Here is a 1672-nt window from a genome sequence, read left to right as displayed (position 1 = left end):
CACAGGTCATCCTCGGAATGCCTGTCACTGAGATTATCGTGTCTCACTTGAGGGGTGCAGTCCAGTCCACAAAACTTGAGCAAGGCCGAGCAAGGCCTGTTGCCGGGTGCGGCGCGCTCACGCCTCCTCCGCCGGCTTCGGCCCCCGCTTGGCCGGCTTGAGCACGCGCCCGGTCAGCTTCTCGATACGGGCGAGGAAGCGGTCGCTGCCGATCGGGCGGCCGATGCTCTCGGCGGCGCGCAGGCGCGCCAACAGAGCGTCCTCGTCCTCCGGTGGGGCGGACAGCAGGCCGGCCAAGTCCGGGAACATCCGCTTCACCGGCTCGCGCGCGGTGATGCCGTCGTCGCGGTCGCGCAGATGCGCGCGCGTGCTCGACCAGACCCAGTCCTGAGGGCGCGCCACCAGCCGCGCCCGCACCGGATTGAGACTGACATAGCGCAGCGCCGCCGTCAGATGCGTCTCGTCCATCGCCACCGCGCCGAACCGCCCCTGCCAGAAATGTCCGCTACGCCGGCGGCGTGCCTGGATGGTCCCGGCGTAGACGCGATGCACCCGCGACAGCGCCCGGCGCAGCCCGTCGGCATCCGACGGCACCAGGATGAGGTGCACGTGGTTCGGCATCAGACACCACGCCCACACCGCGACGTCAGCCGCCGCGCAATGGGTCGCGAGCAGGTCGCGGTACAGCGCGTAGTCGTCGTCCCCGAAAAAGGTCCGCGCGCGGCCGTTGCCGCGCTGGGTGACATGATGCGGCACACCGGGGATGACGACGCGAGCCAGACGGGCCATGCACCACCCTGCTCGCCCGAGTGATTTGCGTCAAGTTTGGTGCACTGTCACCGTAATTTCTGCACTGTCACCGTGATTTCGTAATTTCAGTAATTCCAAACATTCAGCCAGGCAGATACCCAGAACGGCGGCGACGGTGACGGCGTACTCGCTTTCAGCGTTTGAGTTATATCAACGACAGCCAGAAATTGCGTGTCAGCCTATACGCTGGCGGCGTACCCGTCGTCAGCGGTTCTTCAACATCAGGAGTTGACTATGGCTAGAAGCATTGCTGTCGGTCTTGTTATTCTCGCTGTCTCTACATCTGCGGCCTTGGCCGGTCATCGCACTCATCATCATGCAAGAGCCGCTGCGGTTCCGCAGGTCGGGTCGAGCGATAGTGATCGCGACGAATATGGGAATATGCGGGTTAATCCCGGAACTCCGGGCGTCAGTGGCAGCAACGCTGCCCTACATGCAAAAACTCACCGCGATTCCCGCTACAACCCCAAGAGTGACTACAACGCAAATGGGACCATGCGGGTTGATACCGGAACTCCTGGCGTGAGCGGCAGCAATGCTGACCTACATGCCAAAACTCACCGTGATAGCGGCTACAACCCCAAGAGTGACTACAACGCAGATGGGACCATCCGGGTGCATTAGTCGTTTCATCAGCTTGCGACCACATGATCGGCCCGGAGTCGAACAGCGCTCCGGGCCTTCACGTCCACAATAGAAGCTGCCTCGGGGCGAAGGCGTTTTGCCGGTCGCCCGCGAGTTCGGATTACGATATTACGGTGATAGTCCACAAAACCTGTGGATATTACGGTGACAGTCCTGGACTGCACCCCTCAAGTGAGACACGATAATCTCAGTGACAATGGGTAAAGTCATCGCATCG

The 1672-nt window shown here is 61.9% G+C and carries 1 protein-coding gene; it reads right to left on the bottom strand.

Annotation, left to right across the window (positions count from 1 at the left end; translation table 11 throughout):
* Positions 1 to 117 precede the first annotated feature (117 nt).
* Complete coding sequence (locus ACQR10_RS32630) at positions 118 to 789, bottom strand: transposase (protein ID WP_316179500.1); 672 nt, start codon at positions 787 to 789, stop codon at positions 118 to 120.
* Positions 790 to 1672: the final 883 nt, after the last annotated feature.

The sequence above is a fragment of the Bradyrhizobium sp. HKCCYLRH2060 genome, assembly GCF_051168135.1.
Lineage (GTDB): Bacteria > Pseudomonadota > Alphaproteobacteria > Rhizobiales > Xanthobacteraceae > Bradyrhizobium.
Note: the sequence above shows the minus strand (reverse complement) of the source record. Positions and strands in the feature narration are given on the sequence as shown.